We start from the raw sequence: 23,617 nt of genomic DNA, 5'->3' as shown, positions 1-23,617 counted from the left end.
TCTCTCTAAACAGGTGAATTCGATCGTGGGCAGGCGGGTCTTCCGCTGTGCCCCTCTCGTCAATGTATCGAGGACTACCCGTTCATGATCTCGTTGGTGCGCATCGCCCTCACCCGGCCTTACACCTTTGTGGTGCTGGCCCTGCTGTTGCTGATTGTCGGGCCGCTGGCCGCGCTTCGCACGCCAACCGATATTTTCCCTGATATTCGCATCCCTGTCATCGGCGTGGTCTGGCAGTATACCGGCCTCCCGCCGGACCAGATGTCCGGCCGTATCACAACGCCGTTCCAGCGTGCACTCACCACCACGGTCAATGACATCGAGCACATCACGGCGAATTCCTATGCCGGCTTCGGCATCATCAAGATCTTCTTCCAGCCCAATGTCGACATCCGCACCGCCAATGCGCAGGTCACCGCGATCTCGCAGACGCTGATCAAGCAGTTGCCGCCTGGCGCCACGCCGCCGCTGATCCTGAATTACTCGGCCTCGACGGTTCCGATCATCAACGTTGCTCTGTCAGGCGATGGTCTCACAGAACAGAACCTCGCCGATATCGGCATCAATCAGCTCCGTACACCGCTGGTCACCGTGCCCGGTGCGGCGATTCCGTACCCGTTCGGTGGCAAGCAGCGCCAGATCCAGATCGACCTCAATCCCGGCGCGCTACAGGCGCGCGGTCTGTCGGGGCAGGACGTCGCCAATGCATTGGCGGCGCAGAACCTGATCACGCCGGTCGGTACGCAGAAGATCGGCGAGTTCGAATACACGATCAACCTCAACAATTCGCCGCTGAAGATCGAAGAACTCGGCCGGCTGCCAATCAAGAGCGTCAACGGCGCCATGGTCTATGTGGACGACGTCGCCACCGTGCGCGACGGCAATCCGCCGCAGACCAATATCGTGCATGTGGATGGCAATCGCTCGGTGCTGATGCAGGTGCTAAAGGCCGGTTCGGTCTCGACGCTCGATATCATATCCGGCATCAAGCAGAAGGTGATCGACTATCGCGCGGCGCTGCCGGACGCGTTGAAGATCAGCTATATCGGCGACCAATCCGGCTTCGTGCGCGGCGCCATCGAGGGCGTGGCCGTGGAAGGCGTTATCGCGGCCTTGCTGACGTCGGTGATGATCCTGCTGTTCCTCGGCAGCTGGCGTTCCACCGTCATCATCGCGGTGTCGATCCCGCTAGCGGTGCTCGGCGCCATCATCATGCTGTCGATGATTGGCGAAACGCTGAACATCATGACGCTGGGCGGTCTGGCGCTCGCAGTCGGCATCCTCGTCGATGACGCCACGGTGACCATCGAAAACATCAATTACCATCTGGAGCAGGGCAAGGACGTCGAGAGCTCGATCATGGACGGTGCGGCGCAGATCGTGACGCCGGCATTCGTGTCGCTGCTGTGTATCTGTATCGTCTTCGTGCCGATGTTCTTCCTCAACGGCATCGCGCGCTTCCTGTTCGTGCCGATGGCCGAAGCGGTGATGTTCGCGATGGTCTGGTCGTTCCTGTTATCGCGCACGCTGGTGCCGACCATGGCCAAGTATCTGCTGCAGCGGCATGTCCATCATGACGGCGAGAAGCCGCCGACCCGCAATCCGCTGGTGCGCTTCCAGCGTGGCTTTGAGGCCGGCTTCGAACGTATTCGCGGCGGCTATCATGGCCTGCTGGATATGGCGCTGGCGCGGCGCCCCGTTTTTGTGATCGGCTTCCTCGGCGTCGTCGGCGTGTCATTCCTGCTGGTGCCGTTCCTCGGCCGCAACTTTTTCCCGTCGGTCGATGGCGGCGCCATCCTGATGCATGTCCGCGCCCAGGTCGGCACCCGCATCGAGGAAACTGCCAACCAGTTCGCTGATATCACCAAGGCGGTGCGCAAGATCATCCCGCCGGATCAGATCGAGACCATGACCGACAATATCGGCATGCCCGTCTCCGGCATCAATCTCACCTATAACAACACCGGCGTGATCGGCCCGCAGGATGGTGACTTCCAGATCAAGCTGAAGGAAGGCCACAGGCCGACCGAGGAATATGTCCGGCAATTGCGCGAACAACTGCCGCGGCAGTTCCCGGGTGTCAGCTTCGCCTTCCTGCCTGCCGACATCGTCAGCCAGATCCTGAACTTCGGCGCCCCGGCCCCGATTGACCTGCAGATCCGCGGTGCGAATCTCGCGGCGAACTTCGAATATGCCAACAAGCTGCTCGGCAAGATCCGTCGCATTCCCGGCATTGCCGATGCACGGCTCCAGCAGTCGCCGAACAATCCCGGCTTCAACATCGATGTCGACCGCACCCGTGCACAATATGTCGGCCTGACTGAGCGCGATGTCACCAACAGCCTCGTGGTCAACCTCGCAGGTTCGTCGCAAGTCGCGCCGACCTATTATCTCAGTCCCGATAACGGCGTGTCCTATTCCATCGTGATGCAGACGCCGCAATACAAATTGGATTCGCTGGGTGCGCTGGAGACGCTGCCGATCACGGCCGTGAATGCCAGCAACAACTCCCCGATGCTCGGCGGCATTGCCAGCATCAATCGCTCGACCTCGAATGCCGTGGTGTCGCAATATGACATCCAGTCCATGGTGCAGATCTATGCCACCACGCAGGGTCGCGATCTCGGCTCCGTGTCCAACGATATCTACAAGGTGTTGGAAGAAACCAAGGCGGATGTGCCGAAGGGCAGCAATGTGGCGCTGCTCGGTCAGGTGCAGACCATGAACAGCGCCTTTGCCGGCCTGTTGTTCGGCCTGCTCGGCGCTATCGTGCTAATCTATCTCTTGATCGTCGTGAACTTCCAGTCCTGGTCCGATCCGTTCGTGATCATCACCGCGCTGCCGGCGGCATTGGCCGGCATCGTCTGGATGCTGTTCACGACGCAGACCACGCTGTCGGTTCCGGCATTGACCGGCGCCATCATGTGTATGGGTGTCGCAACGGCCAATTCGGTGCTGGTGATTTCCTTTGCCCGCGAGCGCTACGCGATCCTCGGTGATCCCATCAAGGCCGCGTCCGAAGCCGGTTTCGTCCGCTTCCGCCCGGTACTGATGACGGCCCTGGCCATGATCATCGGCATGGCGCCGATGGCGCTGGGGCTGGGCGAGGGCGGCGAGCAAAATGCGCCACTTGGCCGCGCTGTCATCGGCGGCCTGATTTTTGCTACCATCGCCACGTTGATGTTCGTGCCGGTGGTTTTCAGCATGGTTCACAAGAAACAGCAGCCCGAAAATCAGCCTGCGGCTGACGTGGCTACCTCGGAGACTTTGCATGCCCACTGAGCAGACCCCCCCGGTGTCACGCCGCAAGCTCGGCCTGGTCGGAGTGATTGGCTTGTGCGCCGCCGGCGCCATCGTCGTCACCGGCATCATGGCCCGCGCCAAGACCGAGAGCGATTTGAAGACCTGGACCGACGATCAGGCGATCCCGACGGTGGCTGTGGCTCCGCCGGATGCCCGCGTTCTCAACGCGTCGCTCGATCTGCCCGGCCGGCTCGAAGCCTATTACCGCGCGCCGATTTTTGCCCGCGTCTCGGGCTATCTGAAGAGCTGGAGCGCCGATATCGGTGCACAGGTCAGATCCGGCCAGGTGATCGCCGAGATCGAAGCCCCGGATCTCGATCAGCAGTTGCTGCAGGCCCGCGCCGATCTCGTCAGTCAGCAGTCCAGCGCCAAGCTGTCGGAAGCGACGCTGAACCGCCGCAAGACGCTGGTGGCGTCGAATTTCGTCTCGGCGCAGGAAATCGACGAGCGCACTGCCGATCTGAACAACAAGCGCGCCGCCGTGAATTCCGGCCAAGCCAATGTCGAGCGTCTGGAAGCGCTGGCCGGTTACAAGAAGATCACCGCGCCGTTCGATGGCGTTGTGACCCAGCGCAACACCGACGTCGGCGCGCTGATCTCGGGCGGCACCGGCACCGGTGCCGCGATGTTCGTGGTATCTGATATCAAGAAGCTGCGCGTTTATGTCGACGTGCCGCAGAGCTATGTGCCGGCGATCAGGTTAGGTGCCAAGGCGATCATCAGCGTGCCCGATCATCCGAACAAGACGTTCCCGGCCACGGTGGAAGCTTCGTCGCAATCGGTCGATGTAGCTTCGGGGACCACGCGAATGCAGCTTGTGCTCGACAACCCCAACGGCGAATTGCTGCCGGGCGGTTATGCCAATGTGAAGATGAGCCTCGCGCGTGATTCCGCGCCGCTGCATGTGCCGGCTTCGGCACTGATCTTCAACAAGAGCGGCCTGCGCGTCGCAACCGTTGGACCGGACGACAAGATCCTGTTCAAGACCGTGACCATCGCCAGGGATCTCGGCCGCGACATCGAGCTCGCATCCGGCATCGCCGCCGACGATCGCATCGTCATTGCCCCGCCGGACGGCCTCAACGACGGCGACAAGGTCCGTATCACTGGCGGCAGCGGTACTCCGAAAAACGGCAAGCCGACGGCCGAGACGGACAAGAAGGAAGTGAAGGGGTAGGGCGTTGACGCCGCGCTATGCCGGGCTCGTATGCCCGGCATAGTGCCCCCTCCGTTTACGATTATCTAGTGCGTGATGCCTTCGCGATCGAATAGCGCCATCAAGGTGCAGCTCATTGTTGCGATCAGCTTCTCCTCGCCTCTCTCCACCGCAAAGGCCTGGCCCTCACAAACCGTTATGGTTCGGCCGGGCTTGAGCACGCGGGCCCGAAACAGGAACTGCTCGCCGCGGGCCGGGGCCAGAAAATTGGTCTTGAATTCGACGGTCAGAACCGCGGCATCGTCGGGCATCAGCGAGAAGGCGGCATATCCGCAGGCTGTATCCAGCGCTGTCGTGATGATGCCGGCATGAATGAATCCATGCTGCTGCGTAAAGGCGGTGTTGTACGGCATTTTGAGTTCGACTTCGCCGGCGGCCTGGCGAGCGACTTCGATACCCAGTGTTGTCATCGCCGTTTGGCGCGCGAAGCTCGCCTGCACACGGGCCTCGAAGTTTGCATCCTTTGGAATGAATTTGGTCATCTCGCTTTACTGCGCCTTTCGCCACTCCAGCACGCCATCATCCGCCGTGCTGATCGGCCCCGACGCCCCCACCGGCGTCTTGTCCTGATCCATCAGAAACGCCAGCGTCGCATTGTCCTGCGCCGGCACACGCGCCAGCGCGCGTTCATTGGCCGCGGTGCGGAGGATCACCACGCCGTGTTCGATCTCGCCACCGCGGCCGTAGATCACCGTGAAGCTTTCGACAGTGCCGTTGCCCGAGGCCTCGGTGACATATGTCGGGACCGGCTTGCGGTTGCGGTCGGCGTCCGCCTGCACATTGGTGTCCTGCGCGAGCGTCTCCTTTGGTGCCTCCTTCGACACCACCAATGCGTGGTGCTTGGTGACGAAGCCGCCCTGCGCGTAGAGCAGGCCCGTCTTGGTCCCCGCGCGGATTTTGCGGACCATCGCGCAGGCGGCATGCGCCATGTAGTCGTTCAGCGGCGCGCCAAAGAAGGTGAGACCGCCGGTCACGGTTGGTTGCACATCGCTGCCAAGGCCGAGGGTGCGGCGGGCCATCTTGGGCACGCAGGGGAAACAGCTATAGAGCTCGATGGCGCCGAAATTCTTGCCGGAGCCGCCGACCAGATCCATGGCCACCTTCAGCACCGCATTCTGCGCGTGGCTCTCCACATACTGGTCGCGGTCGAGATAGTCGCGCGGCTCCTCGGCTGAAGCGCCGCCCCAGATATGCACGATGCGGTCCTCGGGCACGCCAGCGGCGCGCGCTTTCGCAAGGCTGGTGACGAGGATGGCGGCCGACTGGTTCACCATCGGATTGGCGACCATTAGCTTGGTATAGGGCCAGGCAATCAGCCGGTTGTCGGGCGTCGGTGTAGTGATTTGTTCCGGTGTGTAAGCCTTTTTGATCCACGCCTCGGGATTGGTCGCAGCGACGCCCGCATAGCGTGACCACAGCTCGCCGGATTCGCGATGCGCCTCCCGCGGCGTCTGGCCCCAATGCGCGGCAGAGGCGGCTTCATAGAACGGGTAGACCGTGACCGGTTTGGCCACGCCGAGCTTGGTCGCCATCGGCTTCTGATAGTTGGCACCGCGGAGCGGCTCCGGCGCATCCTTGGCGAATGGAGTCCAAGGCAGATCCACCTTGGCACGTTCGGCCTTGGTGGCAGTGCCCTGCGATTCCGCGCCGGTGATCGCCGCGACCTGGGATTCGCCGCGCGCGATCCGCTTCGCCGCCTCGTGAATATAGCGGATCGGACTCTCGCCGCCGACCGGACCGTAATAGGCGTGCTTCGGCGCGATGCCGAGCTTCTCGCTGAGCTGCTTCTCCGGCGCGGTGTAACGCCAGCTCAGGAAGTTCACGATGTCGAGCGAGTCGATATCCCCAAGCAGCTTCCCGCCAGAGTCCTGCTCCGCGCGCTTCAGTGCTTCGATCATCAGCGCGAGCGGCTCAAGACCTTCCGTGAGCTCCCCCGGATGATCGGAGAATTCGCCGACGCCGACGATGACGGGGATGCGGTCTTCAGCTTGGTTCGATACTGCCATTGTTCTTGCTCTTGCCTCTATTCTGAAACCAGCATGGTGAGGTGCTCTGCCGCTTCGGCAAAGTCCTCCTTGAATTCCTGCACAACTGCGCCTGCCGACTTGACGCTGTCAATCAGGCCGACGCCTTGCCCGACGAAATAGCTGACCAGATCCCGTGCCTGCGCATTGCCCGCGGCTGCGGAACGATCAATCGAGGCGAAGGCGTCGCGGCTGATCAGGCTCTGCAGTGGCATCGGCAGCGCGCCGGGGCTGTCTTCGCCGCGATCCCAGGCATCGGTCCAGACCGAGCGCAATTGCCGTGCGGGCTTGCCGGTACGGCCCCTGGAGCGGATCGCATCGCGCGACGAGGCGGCAATCATCTTCTCGCGAAAGATTTCGGAGGTTTCGGATTCCGTGGTCGCGAGCCACACCGAACCGGTCCAGACGCCTGCCGCGCCCATCGCCATACAGCCGGCCATCTGCCGCCCGGTCATGATGCCGCCGGCGGCGAGCACCGGCACTTCGCGCATCGGCTTGATGGCCTTGATCACCTCTGGCACCAGCACCATGGTCGAGACCTCGCCGCAATGGCCGCCGGCCTCGGTGCCCTGCGCCACGAGAATATCGACGCCGGCCGCAACCTGCCGGATCGCATGTTCCTTGGCACCGACGAGTGCCGCCACCGGAACGCCATGGGCTTTGCCCATCTCGATCATCGCCTTCGGCGGCACGCCGAGTGCATTGGCGATCAGCCGGATCGGATGGTTGAAGGAGACGTCGAGCAGCCGCAGTGCAGTCTCGCCGTCGAATGGCTGCGGCTGATCGGAGGAGACTTCGGTGATCTTGAGATCGACGCCGTATTTCTTCAGCAGGCTCCTGGTGAAAGCGCGATGTTCCGGCGTGATGCGGCGCTCCAGCGACTTCCAGGTGACATCCTTCTCGCCTGCGGTGGAGATGTTCTCGGGGATCAGTACGTCGATGCCGTAAGGCTTGCCGTCGACATGATCGTCGATCCACCTCAGTTCCTGCTCCAGCGTCTCCGGAGAATGCGCGGTGGCGCCGAGCACACCGAAGCCGCCGGCACGGCTGACGGCAGCAACCACGTCGCGGCAATGGCTGAAGGCGAGTAGCGGAAACGCGATGCCCAGCATCTCGCAGATTGGCGACTTCATCGGCGTGTCTCCCTGAATCTCTTGTGACCCGCTTCATGTGGCGAGTTCGTGATGAACGCTAGCGTATGGGGAAGGGCGATGCCAAGCGGACGAGGGCATTCCGCCTGGCAAAATACCGGGGCAACGACGCCAGATTTCCTGCTTGCGCTTTCGCGTCATGCGGGAAATGCTGCGTGTAACAAGCAAAGCAAAAAATACGGGAGTGAACGCATGGCCGCTGCACAGCCGCAATCTGTCTCACATCAAAACGCGCGCATCGATGTCGTGGTCGTCGGCGCAGGGTTCGCGGGGCTTTATCTGCTGCACAAGCTGCGCGGTCTCGGTCTCCATGTGAAAGTCTTCGAACAGGGCGGCGATGTCGGCGGCACATGGTACTGGAACCGCTATCCCGGCGCGCGTTGCGACGTCGAGAGCATGCAGTATTCGTTTTCGTTCGATGACAAATTGCAGCAGGAATGGAACTGGAGCGAGCGCTATGCGCCGCAACCTGAAATCCTGCGCTATGCCGGCCATGTCGCCGATCGCTATGATCTGCGCAGGGACATCCAGTTCAACACGACGGTCAAATCCGCAGTTTTCGATGAGTGCGCTAATCGATGGGCGGTAACGACTTCCGATGGACAGGCCACCATCGCGCAGCATGTCGTGCTCGCGACGGGTTGTCTGTCGAATGCCCGCACGCCCGATTTCAGGGGCATGAAGGATTTCAAGGGCAAGGTCTATCACACCGGCAACTGGCCGCATGAGACGGTCGATTTCACCGGCCTGCGCGTCGGTGTCATCGGCACCGGATCGTCGGCGATCCAGTCGATCCCGCTGATCGCCGAACAGGCGAGCCAGCTCACTGTGTTCCAGCGCACCGCAAATTTTAGCGTGCCGGCGCGCAATGCGCCGCTTACCGATGATGAGCGCAAATCGTTTCGCGACAACTATCCGGAGATTCGCCGGCAGGCGCGTGAGGAGTTCAAGAACGGCATCGTGCAGCCGGTTCCGGATCGCGGCGCGCTCGACGATCCGGAGCATGCAAGGCGTGAGAAGTATCACGCGCGATGGACATCGGGCGGACTTACCTTCATGGGCGTCTACAATAACCTGGTCCTGGATCAGCGCGCCAACGATACCGCCGCCGATTTTATCCGCGAGAGAATCTCAGAGATCGTCAGCGATCCCGAAACGGCAAGGCTGCTGCAGCCGACCGATCATCCGGTTGGTTCAAAGCGTATCTGCGTCGATACAGATTACTATGCGACCTTCAATCGCCCGAATGTGACGCTGGTCGATATCAAGGCCCATCTGATCGAACAGATTCTGCCGCATGCCGTGCGCACCGGCGGCAAGAATTACGAGGTCGACGCACTGGTGCTCGCCACCGGCTTCGATGCGATGACCGGTTCGGTCGCCAAGATCGACATTCGCGGCCGCGGCGGCCAGACGCTGAATGACAAATGGGCGGAAGGCCCACGAACCTATCTCGGCTTGATGAGCGCCGGGTTCCCGAACCTCTTTATCATCACCGGCCCCGGCTCGCCGTCTGTGCTGTCAAACATGATCGTGTCCATTGAGCAGCATGTCGACTGGATCACCGACTGCCTTAGCTACATGCGTGACCGTGGCGCAGAGGCGATCGAGGCGACGCATCCCGCGGAGGACAAGTGGGTCGCGCATGTCAATGAGGTCGCGGCCGGCACGCTCTATCCCCAGGCCAATTCCTGGTACATGGGGGCCAACATCCCCGGCAAACCGCAGATATTCATGCCCTATATCGGCGGCGTCGGCGTCTACCGGCAGATTTGCAACGATGTGGCGGCGAAGGACTATGAGGGATTTGCAATGACGGTGGGCGTGCGGCCAAAGACGAAGGAAGCTGTGGCATTATAGCTTTTTCCCTCTCCCCCAGCGCAGCGAAGCTGCGCGCTGCGGGAGAGGGTGCCTGAGCGAAGCGAAGGCGGGAGAGGGTCTTGCCGCATACGCAGAATTGCCCTCTCCCGTCTCGACCGCTGTCGCGGTCGATCCACTCTCTCCCACGGCGCGGAGCTTCGCTCCGCTGGGGGCGAGGGGAAGCAAGGGCTGTCCGTCTAAAACGCCGTATACCCGCCATCGATCACGAACGTATCCGCCGTGTGATACGATGACGCCTTGCTCATCAGATAGACAGCGATGCCGCCAAAATCCGACGGTTCGCCGAAACGGCGCACCGGGATGCGCGGCATGACATTGGCGACGAATTTCTCGTTGCCCATGATTCCTGCGGTCATGTCGCTCTTGATCCAGCCCGGCAGGATTGCGTTGGCTGTCACGCCCTGACGGGCCAATTCGACGGCCAGCGCGCGCACCAGCGCATTGATCGCGGCCTTGGTCGCCGCATAATGCTCGTTGCGTGCGGTGCCGAAGATCGAAGCGAGGCTTGACGTCGCGACCAGCCGGCCGAACTTGTCGCCGGCCTCGGCGCGTTCCGTCATATGTCGCGCGGCGACCTGGAAGGCATGGAAGACACCATCGAGATTGGTGGCGAACATGGTGCGCCACTGTTCTTCGGTGCGGTCGATGAAATTATGCCGGCCGCCGCCGCCGATGCCGGCATTGGCGAAGCAGCCATCGACACGGCCGAATTTCTTGAGTGTCGCATCCATGGCCGTCTTCACCGAGGCGGTGTCAGTCACGTCGCAGACCAGCGTATCGACCTTGCCAGTGCAATCCGCCATGGTGGCAGCTGCGGCCTTGTTCTTCTCGGCGTTGCGGCCCCAGATCGAGACGTTGCAACCGGCGGTGGCCAGTGCCTGCGCGATGCCGAGGCCGATACCGCCATTGCCGCCGGTGATGACGGCCACGCGGCCGCTGAGGTCGAATATCTGTGTAGGCGTTGCCATGTCAGCGTTTCCATGTTTGGCGCGCGTTATGCCGTGCGTCCGTTGGTGGGCTGGTGTTCCCCAGGAAGCATGGACAAGCGCGTCCGAAAAATCAAATATGCTGCCTGACATACAAAGCTTCCACACCGCGGAATAAACACGCGGACTGTCCCGTGAGGAAACCATGCAGTTCAAACACGTCACCCTCGATTTCGACGGTAATGTCGCCATCCTGAAGCTCGATCATCAGGAGGTGATGAATGCGGTCTCGGTCGACATGCTTGGCGGCCTCACCGAGGCGCTGGAAGAAATCGACGAGCGCCGCGACAATGTGCGCTGTCTGGTGATCACCGGCGCCGGCCGCGCCTTCTGCACCGGCGCAAATCTTCAGGGCCGCAACAATCAGGTGACCAAGTCGCGCAGCAGCGCCGGCGCCACGCTGGAGACCGCCTTCCATCCGTTCCTGCGCCGGCTGCAGAACCTGCATTGTCCGATCGTCACCGCCGTGAACGGCCCGGCGGCCGGCGCGGGCATGAGCTTCGCGCTGATGGGCGATCTCATTCTCTGTGCGAAGTCGTCCTATTTTCTGCAGGCTTTCCGTCGTATCGGCCTGGTGCCGGATTGCGGCTCGACCTGGATTCTGCCCCGCCTGATCGGCAAGGCGCGTTCGGTGGAGCTGTCGCTGCTCGGCGAAAAGCTGCCGGCGGAGAAGGCGCTGGAGTGGGGTCTCGTCAACCGTGTCTATGACGACGCCGCGCTGATGGACGAGGCCATGAAGCTCGCCCACGATCTCGCCAATGGCCCGACGCTGGCGCTGTCGCTGATCCGCAAGCTCTATTGGGACAGCCCGGAAAATTCCTTTGAGGACCAGATCAATCTCGAAGTGCAGTCTCAGCGGATTGCCGGTGCGTCGCCGGATTTCAAGGAAGGCGTCGCCGCATTCCTCGAGAAGCGCCCGGCCAAGTTCACGGGCAAATAGGCCTTGAGCTCAGCTTCCGTCGCGGAGCTGCTCGCGCGCAGCGTCACGTCGTGGTGCAATGGCGCCACCGGCGTGATGGATGCAAAGCGTTTGTCCGGTGGTGCCAGCCAGGAGACGTGGTCGTTCGACATCACGCATCCTGATGGCGCTATGGGTGCAATCCTGCGTCGCGCACCGTCGGGTTATGGCGCCGCGCCCGGCCGAGCTGCGGGGCTCGATGCGGAGGCGGTGCTGATGCAACTCGCACACGATGCCGGCGTACCGTCGCCGAAGGTGCTGCATGTGCTCAAACCCGATGACGATCTGGGAACGGGCTTCATCATGCAGCGAGTCGCCGGCGAAACCATCCCGCGCAAGATTTTGCGCGACGATGAATTCGCGGGCGCGCGGCCCAAACTTGCCCGGCAATGCGGCGAGATCCTCGCCGGGATCCACGGACTGCCTGCTGCGAGCCTGCCGCAGCTTCGCCGCATGACTGCCGCAGCAGAAATCGCCGAATTACAGCGCGAGATCGACGGTTTTGGCTGGCCGCGCCCGGTGTTCCAGCTGGCGTTGCGCTGGCTGCGCGACAACGATCCCGGCCCATCCGAACGCGTCACTTTGGTGCATGGCGATTTCCGGCATGGCAATCTGATGATCGGGCCCGATGGCGTCCGCGCGGTGCTGGACTGGGAGCTCGCGCATCTCGGTGATCCCATGGAGGATCTCGGCTGGATCTGCGTCAATTCATGGCGCTTCGGCGTCATCGACAAGCCGGTTGGCGGGTTTGGTACTTATGAAGAATTGTTCGCTGGTTACGAAGCGGCCGGCGGAATTGCTGTCGATGCACAGCGGGTGAAATTCTGGGAAGTGATGGGCACGCTACGCTGGGGCGTGATGTGCGTCGGGATGATGCAGCGGTTTCGTCTCGGGCCGGATCATTCGATGGAGCGCGCGATGATCGGCCGGCGCTCGTCGGAGACCGAGATTGATCTGCTCAGACTATTGGCACCGCGCGCATGATCCCGAAAAGTGGCGACCGGTTTTCGGATCAGATCATGCGCAAAAACAAGGTGAAGACATGCAGGACGAACCGAGGCCGGACGAATTGGTGAAGGCCGTCGCGGATTTTCTCCGCAACGACATTGCACCTCAAATCTCAGGTCATGCCGCCTTCAAGCTGCGTGTCGCGATCAACGCGCTTGATCTGGTAACACGGCAACTGACGCTCGCCGGCGACAGCGACGCCGCCGAGCTGCATGGATTGACGATGCTGCTCGGCGTGCATGGCACGCTCGACGGGTTGAACCAGGATCTCGCCGACCGCATTGCGCAAGGCGACATTGATCTCACGACGCCCGGTGTGAAAGAGCATCTGTGGCAGACGACACTGGCGAAGCTCGCCGTCGATCAGCCGAACTATGGTTCCTACAAGCGCGAGCTGGAACCGAAGTAAGCGCCGCGGCGCTACTTCCCCTTCCAGTTCGGCTTGCGCTTCTCCGAGAACGCCTTCGGCCCTTCAATATAGTCTTCCGATGCCGCCATCGCCTTCACCGCCGGATAGTCGCGCTGCTCGGTGATGGCCTGCTCCAGCGACACCGCCATGCCCTTCTGGATCGCTTGCTTGGAGGCGCGGATCGACATCGGCGAATTTTGGCAGATGGTCTCGGCCCAGCGCAGCGCGGCGTTCAGGGCTTCGCCCTGCGGCACCACTTCGTTGACGAAGCCGAGCTCATAGCCTTCTTGCGGTTTCACATGGCGTGCGGTGAGGATCATGCCCATGGCGCGCTTCATGCCGATCTGGCGCGGCAGGCGCTGCAAGCCGCCGGCAAGAGCAGCAAGGCCGACGCGCGGCTCGGGCAGGGCAAAGGTCGCATTCTCCGCCGCGATGATCAGGTCGCAAGCCAGCGCAATCTCGAAGCCGCCGCCCATGGCAACGCCGTTCACCGCAGCAATGATCGGTTTGTCGCAATCGAAGCGCGCGGTGAGGCCAGCGAAGCCCGACGTGTTCCAGCCGCGCTTGCCGCCGGCGGCCTGCCACTTCAGATCGTTGCCGGCGCAGAACGCCTTGTCGCCGGCGCCGGTGACGATCGCCACCCACTGTTCGGGATCGCTAGCGAAGTCGTTGAACACCTCGTGCAACTCGTTATGCGCATCGGTGTGCAGTGCGTTGTAAACTTCCGGACGCGACAGCGTCACGATGGTGATCGGTCCCTTGCGGGTCACGGTTGAGAATTGCAGAGCCATCGCGGCCTCCCTTTTGTTTTTCGTTACGCAGAATTTATGACGCCAAAGCGTACTTGACTTGCCGCGCTTGACTTGATCGGACGATGCCATCTTAATCGCTCGATTAACAAGAGCAACAAAGCTCGGAAAACAATCGGGAGAGCGCCTTGGATTTTTCCCTGCCGGCCGATCTGGTCGCCTATCTCGCCGAACTCGATTCATTCATCCTGCGCGAGATCAAGCCGCTCGAAGAGCGGGATGACAATATCCGCTTCTTCGATCATCGCCGCGAATGGGCGCGCACCGATTTCGACAATGGCGGGCTGCCGCGGCACGAATGGGAGCAGTTGTTGCGTCAGGCGAAGAATCTCGCCGACAGTGCCGGCCATCTGCGCTTTGCGATCCCGAAGCGCTATGGCGGCAAGGACGGCAGCAATCTCTGGATGGCCGTGATCCGCGAGCATTTCGCCGCCAAGGGTCTTGGCCTGCACAACGATCTGCAGAACGAACACTCCATTGTTGGCAATCTGCCGTTGGTGACGATGCTGGATCGCTATGGCCGCGACGACCAGAAGGAGATGATCGAGGGCTCGATATCAGGCAAATATCGCATCACCTTCGGTCTCACCGAACCCGAACACGGCTCCGATGCCACGCATATGGAGACGACGGCCGTAGAGGCGACGCGTGATGGCGTCAAGGGCTGGGTCATCAACGGCGAGAAGATGTGGACCACGGGCATGCATGTGGCCACGCATTGCGCGCTGTTCGCGCGCACGTCGGGGAACGACGGCGATGCGCGCGGCATCACCTGTTTCCTGGTGCCGGCCAAGGCCGCAGGCGTAAAGATCGAAGAATATATGTGGACCTTCAATATGCCCACAGACCATCCGCGTGTGTCGTTCACCGATGTGTTCGTGCCGGATGATGCACTGTTCGGCGAGATCGGCCGCGGCCTGTCGCTGGCGCAGTGTTTCGTGCACGAGAACCGTATCCGGCAGGCGGCGAGTTCGCTGGGGGCGGCGGTCTATTGCATCAATGAAAGCGTGAAATACGCGCGCGAGCGGAAGCCGTTCGGCGAGGAACTGGCGCGCAATCAGGGTATCCAGTTTCCGTTGGTCGAACTCGCCACGCAGGCCGAGATGCTGCGGCTCCTGATCCGCAAGACCGCATGGGAGATGGACCAGCTCACTCAGGCGCAGGTCGAACACACGCTGTCCGACAAGGTGTCGATGTGTAACTACTGGGCCAACCGGCTGTGCTGCGAGTCCGCCGACCGCGCGATGCAGGTGCATGGCGGCATGGGCTATTCACGCCACAAGCCGTTCGAGCACATCTATCGCCATCACCGCCGCTACCGCATCACCGAAGGCAGCGAAGAAATCCAGAAACGCAAGGTCGCGGGATTCCTGTTTGGCTATATGGGCGCGGGGAAGCATTGAAATTGCGATTATCGTAGGGTGGGTAGAGCGCAGCGAAACCCATCTTTTGGTCGTGTGTGATTGATGGGTTTCGCGAAGACCCTCTACCCATCTACGACTGGTTGATATGACCCGGAATTTCCGCAGGTGAGGCCACCAGGTGCTTCGCTCCGGCCTCGGTCAATTCCGCACGCCCACCATAGCCATAGAGCACGCCGACCGCCGGAATGCCGTTATTCGCAGCGCCGATGATGTCGTGCTTGCGGTCGCCGATCATAATCGCTCGCGCCGGATCGACTGAGGCTTCATCGAGCGCGTAGCGCAGCAGGTCGCTCTTGTCGACGCGGGTGCCGTCGAGTTCCGAGCCGAACACGCGCGTGAAGTATTTGCGCAGGCCAAAGTGGTCAATGATGCGATCGGCGAACACATGCGGCTTGCTGGTTGCAACGAACAGCCGTCGTCCCGGCGCGGTCACCGCCGTCAGCGTGTCTGCGATGCCGGGATAGAGCGTGTTCTCGAACAGGCCTGTCGTGCCGAACCGCTCGCGATAGAGCTCGACACCGCGGTCGGCATCTTTCTCGCCGCCGAGCAATGCCACGAAGCTGGCGCGCAGCGGTGGACCGATGCACCAGGTCAGTTCGTCCTGTGTCGGGACGGGAAGCCCGAGCTTGCCGAGCGCATACTGGATCGAGCCCGTAATGCCGATCTTGGGATCGGTCAGCGTCCCGTCGAGGTCGAAAAAGACAGTGTCGATCGCATGTGGCTTCATCTAGTTCGCATACCTTGCGGTGAGATCGCGCGAGATCCGAGAGCCTTCGTCGATATAGCGGCGGATCGCGATACTGGCGGCAGGCGTGCAGGTCCGGTAGGTCTGCTGGAAGCCGTTATAGCCGCGGTTGAAACCGGCGATCATGCGGGTGCGGCGCTCGCCGGACGGCGTCTCGGCATCGACCAGCGCCTGCATCTCGTTGCGCCACTTGTTGCCTTCGTTATTGCCGCAGATGCCGCGCAAGTAATGCAGCGCACCGAGAATCTCCGACATCCGCTGCAAGTCATTGTCGAATGGCGCAGCCGCGTCCTGCGCCCGGGCAGAGCCAGCGCCGACCGTCACAACCGTCAGAATGATGAGCAGGTGCTTCAACATGAATGGTCCCGGAACCCGGCTGATATGCCTTTTCAAGGCGCCTGAGGCAAGGCAGCGCTGCAGGTGCGACAAGGGGTTATCTATGGTCCGACGAGATCTTCCGCCATGGCGAGGATCGGACCGAGGCCATCGGTGGTCTTGAAGGCGCTGAGATCGTCAGGTGCGACCCACTGGAAATCGTCGAGTTCGTCGTTCAGCTCCGGCTCGCCAGCCACCCAGCGTGCCGCAAAGGACATGATCAGGTAATGCCCGGCGACCTTGTCGTTCGGCAGCACTTCGCGAAAGCCGGACAGGCCGACAATGTCGATGGTCAGCCCGGTTTCCTCCATCACCTCGCGGGCGAGGGCGACAGCGAGGGATTCGCCAAATTCCACGCGTCCGCCGGGGAGCGAATAGAAGCCCTTGCCGGGCGAGCGGGCACGGCGGACCAGCAGCACTTTGCCATCCCGGAAGATGGCGGCGCTGGTGGCGAGTTGCGGATGGGCGGGAGGCGTGTCGGTCACGAGGTCATTGCGCCATGATGCTGTCGACGTCGGATTCCTGATCGCGGCCGTTGATGATGCCGCCGGCGGTGCCGACCATCGGCTTGACCCAGCCGGCGGCCTGTTCGGCCAGCATGGCACGGGTTCGATCCTGTTGCACGGTGCGCATGGCTTCACCGACCGTGATCAGGATCTGCGTCATGTTCGCGACCAGCGCATCGAATTCTGCACGGATGGTTGGGCGTGCAGCCTCATAGGATGCGATGGCGAGATCGCGGGCCTTGAAGTTGGATTTGATGAAGTGCTCGGCATAGCTGAGCGGCTGCCATTCCAGAAACAGCTCATAGCAGTCCGGCATGTCCGGGATCAGCTCGAGCAACATGATGGCTTCATTGAAGTGATTGAGATAGTCGGTCGCCAGACCCGTGCGCGGATTGATATTGGCGGCCATCAGCTCGGCAGCTGACGCAACGGGGCCGACACCGGCACTGGCCAGATCGTGATGGTCATGCTGCGCCGGTTGTATGGCCGTCAGGGTCATATGTCGCACTGTTGGGGTTTTGGGTTAAAACCGCCTGAAGAGGCAGGATTGCGGATCGAGAATGTGCGGGCGGTTTGTCATTACATCAGCGCCGGAAGCGTTACGGCAGGTATTCAGTTATAGTGAGCAACCGAATTTTCCTGCGAGGTACAATATTGCGCCGACGCAGCCGGTTCCTGTTGTCATCGTTGAAAACGGATCCCGGCATTTCCGTCTGATGCGATGGGGCCTTTTGCCCTCCTGGGTCAAGGACCCGCGGAAGTTTACGCTTCTGATTAATGCACGCGCCGAGACGGTGCAAGAAAAGCCGGCCTTCAAAAACGCGATTCGCCGCCGCCGCTGTCTGATTCCGGCCGATGGCTATTACGAATGGCAAAATCGCGGTGAACGCAAACAACCGTATTTTATCCACCCAGGTGCAGGCGGGCCGATGGGATTCGCAGGTCTGGCCGAGACCTGGATGGGACCGAACGGCGAAGAAGTCGACACGGTTGCGATCATTACTGCAGAAGCCAGCACGGGCATGTCCGTACTGCACCATCGCGTGCCGGTGACGATCGCACCCGATCATTTCGGCCAGTGGCTCGATTGCAGTTCGGATAGTGCGTCCGACGTGATGACGATGCTCGCTGCGCCGGCAGACGGCACCTTCGCCTGGCATCCGGTGGCGATGGCCGTCAACAAGGTGGCCAATGACGATGCGCAACTGATCCTGCCGATCTCGGCGGAAGAGGCCGCTGTAGAGCAGGTGAAGCCAACGAGGGCGCCGCGCAAGGTCGCGGTGGCCGAGGACGACGGGCAAGGCTCGTTGTTCTAGCTCACGGCGTCAGCGGCCGTCCGTCGAGCCACTTGGCATAGATCACGCGTTTCTGTTCGCCGTAGCCGAGCGACTCGTAGAACGCCTGAACCTTGGTGTTATCCGAGCGCACCATGAGCTGCATCTTCTCGATGCCGCGCTCGCGCAGCCAATCTTCGGCTGCACTCATGATGCCGCGGCCGAAATCCTGGCGCTGGTGGTCGGGATCGACCGAGACGTAATAGACCCAGCCGCGATGGCCATCATGGCCGACCAGCACGGAGGCGACGATGGTCCTTCCCTTGCGACCGACCAGGACGTCGGCATTGGTGCCTGCGCGCGCCAGCCTGATATCGGCCTCCGGATCGTTCCAGGGCCGGACCAGTCCGCAGCGCAGCCAGAGCTGAACGACCGCTTGAATGTCGGTGTCGACGAGCCGGGCAACTTTCAATGTTGCACCGGCAGCAGCACCTTGCCCGGATTGAGAATGTTCAGCGGATCCAGCATCGCCTTCAGGCTGCGCATCAGTTCGATGGCGACGGGGTCCTTCACCGAGGGCAGCTCAGCCGCCTTCATCTGGCCGATGCCATGTTCGGCGGAGATCGAGCCGCCCATGCGCAGCACGACGTCGAAGACGACTTCGTTGACGTCGTGCCAGCGCGCCAGGAATTTCTCGCGGCCGTCGCTGTCGCCTAGCGTTTCCTTGGGCTGCGTGACATTGTAGTGGATGTTGCCGTCGCCGAGATGACCGAACGGCACCGGGCGTGCGCCGGGCATCAGCTTCACGACGGCAGCATTGGCTTCGGCGATGAAGGCGGGTACGGAAGCGACCGGCACCGATATATCGTGCTTGATCGATCCGCCTTCCGGCTTCTGCGCCGGCGAGATTTCCTCGCGCAGTTTCCAGAACGCCTGACGGTGGGCGATATTCTCGGCGATCACGGCGTCATCCACGATGCCGTCTTCAAAGCCGCGTTCGAGGATCGCCTCCAATGTCGCGCGGGCATCGTCGCGTCCCGACGACAATTCCATCAAGACATACCAGGCGTGTTTGCTGGAGAGCGGATCGCGAATGCCGATGCCGTGGCGGACGCTGAAATCCACAGCGATATCGGCGATCAGTTCGAAGCTCGTGAGATTGCCACCGGCCTCCGAGCGCGAGATGCTGAGCAGCTTCAGCGCATCGTCCGGCGACTTCAGGCCGACAAAGGCGGTCTCGACCGCGCGCGGCTTCGGAAACAGCTTCAGCGTCGCTGCAGTAATGATGCCGAGCGAGCCTTCGGCGCCGATGAAGATGTTACGCAGGTCGTAACCTGTGTTGTCCTTCTTCAGCTTGGACAGGCCATTGAGAATGCGGCCATCGGCCAGCACGACTTCGAGGCCAAGGGCCATTTCGCGCGCCACGCCGTAAGCGAGGGCGGTGGTGCCGCCGGCATTGCTGGAGAGATTGCCGCCGATGGTGCAGCTGCCTTCGGAGCCCAGCGACAGCGGAAACAGCCGGTCGGCTTCCGCGGCGCGCTGTTGCGCGAGTTGCAGCACGAGGCCGGCTTCCACCGTCATCGTATTGGACGAGGTGTCCAGATCGCGCACCTTGTCCATCCGGCGCATCGACAGCACGACCTCACCGCCATAAGGCGTCTGGCCGCCGACGAGTCCGGTATTGCCACCCTGCGGCACGAGCGCGGTGCGGGTCTCGGTGGCGAGTTTGCAGATCGCGGCAACTTCGGCGGTCGAGCCTGGGCGCAGCACCAGCGGCGAGGTGCCGAAAAACAGGTTGCGATCCTCGGTGACGTATTGATGCACGTCGGCCTGATCGGTGATGGCGTATTTGTCGCCGACGATGGCCCGGAAGCGCGCAATGGTTTCGGGGGAGAGCGTGGGCGGCTTCGGCTGGACGATATTCATAACTATTCCCTTGGATATTTTCTTGGCGCGTTTCTTGGTCTCGTGTTCGCGTTACACGGCCGCGCGGCGCAGCCGGTCATTGATGGCTTCGCCCAGCCCGTGGTTCGGCACCGGCATCACCGCAATGCCGCTCGCGCCCGAAGCCATAGCAGCGGCGTCGAGCGCGCGAAGATAGCCGAAAAGATTGGTGGCGGCTTCCCCGAGATCGCCCTGTTCGGACAAATTCAGGACAGCGGCGGCGGCCTCAATGCCCGGCAGCGGCGCCGATCCGAAAGCCAGTAGCGCCTCGCCGGGATTCACGTTGTCGGCCAGCAGCCGCACCCGTGTCCGCGGCGCATAATGCGAGGCCAGCATGCCCGGTGCCAGCGGCTGGTTTGTATCGCTTGCGGGTTCGTCCGGCGGGCTCGCCAGTGGCTGGCCCAACACCCGTTCGATCGCCTCGCGCGGCAGGCCACCGGGGCGGAGCAGCATCGGCAGGTCGAAACAACCGACGATGGTGGATTCAACGCCCACTTCAACCGGTCCGCCGTCGAGAATCATGTCGATCCGGCCATCCAGATCGCTCAGCACATGGGCTGCGGTGGTCGGCGAGACATGCCCGGAGATATTGGCCGACGGCGCCACCACGGCACCGCCAAAGGCCTGCAGGAGCGCGTGGGCCACGGGATGGGCCGGCACACGAATGGCAATGGTGTCGAGGCCGGCGGTGGCCAGATCGGCCACCGGGCAGTCCGCCGCCTTGGGCAGCACCAGCGTCAGCGGCCCCGGCCAGAACGCCTCGGCAAGCGCCAGCGCGCGCGCATCGAATCGGGCGATGCGCCGGGCAGCGGCGAGATCGGGCACATGGGCGATCAGCGGATTGAACGACGGCCGGCCCTTGGCTTCATAGATCCCCGCTACGGCCCGCGGATTGGCCGCATCGGCGCCAAGCCCGTAGACCGTCTCGGTTGGGAACGCCAGCAGCCCGCCTGCGCGCAGGCAGCCCGCTGCCTCCGCAATATGGGCGGCGTCGGCGGGGCTTATCCGGGTCGTCAGGCCTACGGCCATGCAGGGGATCCTTGTCTTCAAAATTGGTCAGGCTTCTTTACCGGGGTTCTTGCAGGATGCGAAACCCAAGGCTATAAGCCGCGCTCTTAGTCGGAGTGTGGCTCAGCCCGGTAGAGCACTGCGTTCGGGACGCAGGGGTCGCAGGTTCGAATCCTGCCACTCCGACCATGATTTCAAAGACTTAGTCGCTTGAGCTAAGAATCGCGCAACGAAATACGCAACGATATGGGGATACTTAGAGGCAATTGCTGATGGCAATGGCGGCTGGTGAAGATCTCGATGTTTTGTTCGGGATTTGCATCACCGGCGCCCGCAAGACCTCAGAATTCAACGCTTCCCCCATCTTCTGGCACGACTTGAATCCGACGACGGGCGATTGGCTTGGTGGGATTCGTGCATTTGCTGAGACTAACCTCGTGATGCAGCGCTACTTAACAAACATCACGTTCCTGTGGTTAGTGCCGCCGGACGGAGGGGTGCGATTCTGCATCGAAGAAAGTTACGAAGCTACGTCACCAGATCGTCGGTTTGCTCGGCCCCGCGAAACCGACCAGCTTTCTCGATTGTTACCGCTGGGGCATCCCATGTTGGCGGACGAGGATGTGGCACGCATTGCTGGAGAGCTATATCTTGAACAGACGGGTTTTGAAGTTCCGTGGGTTCTTTCGAACAAGTCGGCAAGGTACGGTGTAGGAAGGTCCGAGGGACAATTGAACAACGTGGCGGGACTTTTTCAAGAGGCGGGTCTGCCTGTTGAAGTGTACTTCGTCAAATAGTGGATCAAGGATTTGGAACTCGCATCAGTCGATCTGTTTCGCATTCGCCGTGGTCAAGCGGAAACGCTTTCGCGGTGGTTGGATGCGGAGCAAGCAGCGGCCAGTTTTGAGCGAGCTATCATAAGACGGCTTGAAGTTTACGAACACATACGTTCACCGGATTCAGTCTCACCCATCTACCTCTTCGGTCGAGAGATGCGGCAAATCTGGGACAACCGCGCGAATGAAGAACTAGAATTCAGAATCGCGCCCGACGAGCTTGGGAATAGAGCGTATCTAATTTTTCTCGCGGGATTCTTCAGGCGTCCACTTCAACTCGCAACAGATATCGACAGGGCGCCGCCAGAACGCGTTTCGGCTTTGATCAGTCAACTCATTGAACAGCCTTAGCGCTCCCGCTGAAAGCCTCTGCGGCCTCTTACTGGAAGTGGGGATGATGATGCCCGTAATTCTCCTGCAGCTGTTCCAGCGTCATCGCTAGCCATCCTGCGGCCTGCCAAGCGTCGGTGCCCATCTGCATTAGCCAGTCGCCGCCGTGTGGCCAGTATGTACGGTGGCGGAGGTCTGCTCGGGCTCGCGGCGCACGCGGGTCTCCACCACTTCGATGTCGAGATCGGCGAGGATGCCGGCGAGCTGTGGGGTCATTGCTCAAGCCCGCCCTTTCTCTTGGAGAACCGGCGAGCGACCTGCAATAGTGATGCCCTCCATATACGAACAGGGACCGCTGCAATGGCGCCGAACAAGTCTAAGCCGACGTCGATCAAAGAGATTTCACGAACGTCTCTGGGCTTTTTCGAAGCTACCAAGGCGCTGAAGGAAGCCGCCGCGGGCGGAGACCATGCCGGCGACCGTCTGACTGCAATAGTCGGTGGGGCCATCGTCGAGACCGCGCTCAGTGCGGGATTGGGAAGGATCATGCGGGACGACCTGGGGCCCGCAGAGAAAACAAAGCTGAAGGATAGCCTCTTTAAAATGGAAGGTGGCATCCTCGCTTCAATGGGAAGCCGTATCGACATAGCGTATGCGTTTGGCATCATCGGGCCTATTACACGTCGAGATTTGGTCAACATCGGCAAAATCAGAAACGCGTTCGCCCATTCTATTGCGGAGATCCACTTCGGCACTCCGTCTGTGAAGGATCTGTGCGCCGAACTGAAACTTCCGACGTATGAGCACTTCAGAAAACCTCCACGCGACGCGAGGGAAGCATTCGTCACGACCGTTGCAGTAACGCAGGGATGGCTCCAGCTCACTGTGAAGCTTACCGCTCCGAGGATCGAGACATCCTCCGGCAGAGCCCTACCCTCCGACTTGAGCGATCTGAAATGGGCGCCTATGCCGTGAGACAAATGCATCAGAAAATCGGGATCGACTTGGGCAGTATCGAGCCGCTGCATGCGCCGGGCGGTGTCGGTCTGAGGTCCGCGTCAAAGACGATCGTATCCCACCTAGTCTTGATCTTTTCGGCATAATTGTTCGCCGCCGGCGCGGTGGACGGCGAAATGCACGAGCTTGCCGATATGGTCGGCGAGTTGCAGACCGAGCCGGCGACAGCGCGCCAGACGCGACCGCAGCCGCGAGACAACTTTCGCCGGTGGGCCGACCGTGCTCGCGCTCCAGCCGGTTTTCGTCCACCCGAGCACCCGAGCACCCGAGTACCCAATCACCCGATTACCTGAGCACAGGAAAATTCGCGTAAGTGCACTCTCTCACACGATTTTTCGAAAGGTCTAATACATCTCATCTACGCGAGATGGATTATACGATCCAACTGAGATAATTTGGTAATTGATGCCAGC

23 protein-coding genes and 1 tRNA gene are annotated in these 23,617 nt (G+C 61.5%); 11 read left to right on the top strand and 13 right to left on the bottom strand.

The genetic code is table 11. The features are described from left to right. The first annotated feature begins 84 nt into the window (after window positions 1–84). Window positions 85–3,282: an efflux RND transporter permease subunit gene (locus AB8A38_RS14795; RefSeq protein ID WP_315840637.1), complete on the top strand. Its 3,198-nt coding sequence runs from the start codon at window positions 85–87 to the stop codon at window positions 3,280–3,282. After that, on the top strand, window positions 3,272–4,480 hold the full coding sequence (locus AB8A38_RS14790) for an efflux RND transporter periplasmic adaptor subunit (RefSeq protein WP_315840638.1): 1,209 nt from the start codon (window positions 3,272–3,274) through the stop codon (window positions 4,478–4,480). Before AB8A38_RS14795 ends, AB8A38_RS14790 begins: the two co-directional genes overlap by 11 nt. A 65-nt stretch (window positions 4,481–4,545) precedes the next feature. Here the strand turns inward: AB8A38_RS14790 and AB8A38_RS14785 are convergent, their stop codons facing one another. Genes AB8A38_RS14785 through AB8A38_RS14775 form a run of 3 tightly spaced genes read right to left on the bottom strand, consistent with a single transcriptional unit; the run spans window position 4,546 to window position 7,676 of the window. Then, window positions 4,546–5,001, bottom strand: coding sequence for a PaaI family thioesterase (locus AB8A38_RS14785; RefSeq protein ID WP_315840639.1), 456 nt, complete (start codon window positions 4,999–5,001; stop codon window positions 4,546–4,548). A gap of 6 nt (window positions 5,002–5,007) precedes the next feature. Then, entirely contained in the window at window positions 5,008–6,525 is a 1,518-nt protein-coding gene (locus AB8A38_RS14780) for an acetyl-CoA acetyltransferase (RefSeq protein WP_315840640.1), read from the bottom strand. Between the two features lie 17 nt (window positions 6,526–6,542). After that, the gene (locus AB8A38_RS14775) at window positions 6,543–7,676 is read right to left on the bottom strand and encodes a nitronate monooxygenase (RefSeq protein WP_315840641.1); all 1,134 of its coding nucleotides are present in this window, start codon (window positions 7,674–7,676) and stop codon (window positions 6,543–6,545) included. A gap of 210 nt (window positions 7,677–7,886) precedes the next feature. Here AB8A38_RS14775 and AB8A38_RS14770 point away from each other — a divergent pair, with 210 nt between their 5' ends. Then, window positions 7,887–9,554, top strand: a complete 1,668-nt coding sequence (locus AB8A38_RS14770) for a flavin-containing monooxygenase (protein ID WP_439086457.1) — start codon at window positions 7,887–7,889, stop codon at window positions 9,552–9,554. A 197-nt stretch (window positions 9,555–9,751) separates the two neighbouring features. Here the strand turns inward: AB8A38_RS14770 and AB8A38_RS14765 are convergent, their stop codons facing one another. Continuing rightward, complete coding sequence (locus tag AB8A38_RS14765; protein WP_439086456.1) at window positions 9,752–10,543, bottom strand: SDR family NAD(P)-dependent oxidoreductase; 792 nt, start codon at window positions 10,541–10,543, stop codon at window positions 9,752–9,754. Between the two features lie 163 nt (window positions 10,544–10,706). On the opposite strand from AB8A38_RS14765, the gene AB8A38_RS14760 reads away from it, so the two are divergent. The 3 genes from AB8A38_RS14760 to AB8A38_RS14750 all read left to right on the top strand — a co-directional run bounded on the left by AB8A38_RS14760 (window position 10,707) and on the right by AB8A38_RS14750 (window position 12,936). Further along, window positions 10,707–11,501, top strand: coding sequence for an enoyl-CoA hydratase/isomerase (locus AB8A38_RS14760; protein WP_439086454.1), 795 nt, complete (start codon window positions 10,707–10,709; stop codon window positions 11,499–11,501). A gap of 75 nt (window positions 11,502–11,576) precedes the next feature. Continuing rightward, entirely contained in the window at window positions 11,577–12,503 is a 927-nt protein-coding gene (locus AB8A38_RS14755) for a phosphotransferase family protein (RefSeq protein ID WP_439088525.1), read from the top strand. Between the two features lie 58 nt (window positions 12,504–12,561). Then, window positions 12,562–12,936, top strand: coding sequence for a DUF6285 domain-containing protein (locus AB8A38_RS14750; RefSeq protein ID WP_439086453.1), 375 nt, complete (start codon window positions 12,562–12,564; stop codon window positions 12,934–12,936). A gap of 11 nt (window positions 12,937–12,947) precedes the next feature. On the opposite strand, the gene AB8A38_RS14745 is transcribed toward AB8A38_RS14750, so the two are convergent. After that, window positions 12,948–13,727: an enoyl-CoA hydratase-related protein gene (locus AB8A38_RS14745; RefSeq protein ID WP_439086452.1), complete on the bottom strand. Its 780-nt coding sequence runs from the start codon at window positions 13,725–13,727 to the stop codon at window positions 12,948–12,950. A gap of 146 nt (window positions 13,728–13,873) precedes the next feature. On the opposite strand from AB8A38_RS14745, the gene AB8A38_RS14740 reads away from it, so the two are divergent. Then, window positions 13,874–15,148: an acyl-CoA dehydrogenase family protein gene (locus AB8A38_RS14740; protein ID WP_439086451.1), complete on the top strand. Its 1,275-nt coding sequence runs from the start codon at window positions 13,874–13,876 to the stop codon at window positions 15,146–15,148. 91 nt (window positions 15,149–15,239) lie between these two features. On the opposite strand, the gene AB8A38_RS14735 is transcribed toward AB8A38_RS14740, so the two are convergent. The 4 genes from AB8A38_RS14735 to AB8A38_RS14720 all read right to left on the bottom strand — a co-directional run bounded on the left by AB8A38_RS14735 (window position 15,240) and on the right by AB8A38_RS14720 (window position 17,294). Continuing rightward, a complete protein-coding gene (locus AB8A38_RS14735; protein WP_439088524.1) occupies window positions 15,240–15,881 on the bottom strand; it encodes an HAD family hydrolase in 642 nt (213 codons plus the stop codon). A 15-nt stretch (window positions 15,882–15,896) separates the two neighbouring features. Next, window positions 15,897–16,271: a TIGR02301 family protein gene (locus tag AB8A38_RS14730; RefSeq protein WP_439086450.1), complete on the bottom strand. Its 375-nt coding sequence runs from the start codon at window positions 16,269–16,271 to the stop codon at window positions 15,897–15,899. 80 nt (window positions 16,272–16,351) lie between these two features. Next, the gene (locus AB8A38_RS14725; protein WP_439086449.1) at window positions 16,352–16,774 is read right to left on the bottom strand and encodes an NUDIX hydrolase; all 423 of its coding nucleotides are present in this window, start codon (window positions 16,772–16,774) and stop codon (window positions 16,352–16,354) included. Window positions 16,775–16,778: 4 nt separating this feature from the next. After that, window positions 16,779–17,294 (bottom strand): hypothetical protein, encoded by a 516-nt coding sequence (locus AB8A38_RS14720; RefSeq protein ID WP_439086448.1) that lies wholly within the window; start codon window positions 17,292–17,294, stop codon window positions 16,779–16,781. Window positions 17,295–17,355: 61 nt separating this feature from the next. Between AB8A38_RS14720 and AB8A38_RS14715 the strand changes: the two genes are divergently transcribed. Further along, window positions 17,356–18,111 (top strand): SOS response-associated peptidase, encoded by a 756-nt coding sequence (locus AB8A38_RS14715; protein WP_439086447.1) that lies wholly within the window; start codon window positions 17,356–17,358, stop codon window positions 18,109–18,111. 1 nt (window position 18,112) lies between these two features. On the opposite strand, the gene AB8A38_RS14710 is transcribed toward AB8A38_RS14715, so the two are convergent. The 3 genes from AB8A38_RS14710 to AB8A38_RS14700 are packed head-to-tail and all read right to left on the bottom strand — an operon-like array spanning window position 18,113 to window position 21,042. Next, the gene (locus AB8A38_RS14710; RefSeq protein ID WP_092139459.1) at window positions 18,113–18,541 is read right to left on the bottom strand and encodes a GNAT family acetyltransferase; all 429 of its coding nucleotides are present in this window, start codon (window positions 18,539–18,541) and stop codon (window positions 18,113–18,115) included. Continuing rightward, window positions 18,538–19,995 carry an FAD-binding oxidoreductase gene (locus AB8A38_RS14705; protein ID WP_439086446.1) on the bottom strand — a complete coding sequence of 486 codons (1,458 nt, stop codon included), beginning with the start codon at window positions 19,993–19,995 and terminating at the stop codon, window positions 18,538–18,540. The genes AB8A38_RS14710 and AB8A38_RS14705 overlap by 4 nt, the downstream gene beginning before the upstream one ends. 51 nt (window positions 19,996–20,046) lie before the next feature. Beyond that, the gene (locus AB8A38_RS14700) at window positions 20,047–21,042 is read right to left on the bottom strand and encodes an L-threonylcarbamoyladenylate synthase (protein ID WP_439086445.1); all 996 of its coding nucleotides are present in this window, start codon (window positions 21,040–21,042) and stop codon (window positions 20,047–20,049) included. A gap of 91 nt (window positions 21,043–21,133) precedes the next feature. Here AB8A38_RS14700 and AB8A38_RS14695 point away from each other — a divergent pair. Then, window positions 21,134–21,210, top strand: a tRNA-Pro gene (locus tag AB8A38_RS14695). Window positions 21,211–21,293: 83 nt separating this feature from the next. Then, window positions 21,294–21,818 (top strand): hypothetical protein, encoded by a 525-nt coding sequence (locus tag AB8A38_RS14690; RefSeq protein ID WP_439086444.1) that lies wholly within the window; start codon window positions 21,294–21,296, stop codon window positions 21,816–21,818. Window positions 21,819–22,337: 519 nt separating this feature from the next. Here the strand turns inward: AB8A38_RS14690 and AB8A38_RS14685 are convergent. Further along, a complete protein-coding gene (locus tag AB8A38_RS14685) occupies window positions 22,338–22,463 on the bottom strand; it encodes a hypothetical protein (protein WP_439086443.1) in 126 nt (41 codons plus the stop codon). 84 nt (window positions 22,464–22,547) lie between these two features. Between AB8A38_RS14685 and AB8A38_RS14680 the strand changes: the two genes are divergently transcribed. Further along, entirely contained in the window at window positions 22,548–23,162 is a 615-nt protein-coding gene (locus AB8A38_RS14680) for a hypothetical protein (protein WP_439086442.1), read from the top strand. Window positions 23,163–23,617: the final 455 nt, after the last annotated feature.

The organism is Tardiphaga sp. 839_C3_N1_4 (genome assembly GCF_051811045.1).
Taxonomy (GTDB): Bacteria; Pseudomonadota; Alphaproteobacteria; order Rhizobiales; family Xanthobacteraceae; genus Tardiphaga.
The sequence above is the reverse complement of the archived record's forward strand: the minus strand, read 5'-3'. Positions and strand labels throughout refer to the sequence as shown.